Here is a 449-nt window from a genome sequence, read left to right on the forward strand (position 1 = left end):
CCGTGTAGCCAGGCGATCGGGACCCAGGCACGTACCGGAGCGCCCAGGTCTGCCCGGAAGCGGGTGCACTGGTCGGCGATGCGGTGGAAGACCTCCTGCGAGTAGTCGACCAGAGCCATCTTGTTGACGCAGAGCACCAGGTGCGGCACCCGCAGCAGAGGGCAGAGGAAGGCGTGCCGGCGCGACTGCTCCACCAGGCCCTTACGTGCGTCCACCAGGATCAATGCCAGGTCGGCGGTGGAGGCGCCGGTGACCATGTTCCGGGTGTACTGGATGTGCCCGGGGGTGTCGGCGATGATGAACTTGCGCCGTGGCGTGGCGAAGGAGCGGTACGCCACGTCGATGGTGATGCCCTGCTCCCGCTCGGCCCGCAGGCCGTCGGTGAGCAACGCCAGGTTGGTGTACTCGTCGCCCCGGGCCGCGCTGACCGCTTCCACCGCGGCCAACTG

At 68.8% G+C, this 449-nt stretch carries 1 protein-coding gene; it reads right to left on the reverse strand.

Annotation, left to right across the window (positions count from 1 at the left end; translation table 11 throughout):
- A partial coding sequence (locus tag JMF97_RS30820; protein ID WP_203224693.1) for a GTP-binding protein occupies nt 1-449 on the reverse strand: 449 nt, incomplete at both ends.

This window comes from Micromonospora fiedleri, assembly GCF_016774385.1.
GTDB lineage: Bacteria > Actinomycetota > Actinomycetes > Mycobacteriales > Micromonosporaceae > Micromonospora > Micromonospora gifhornensis.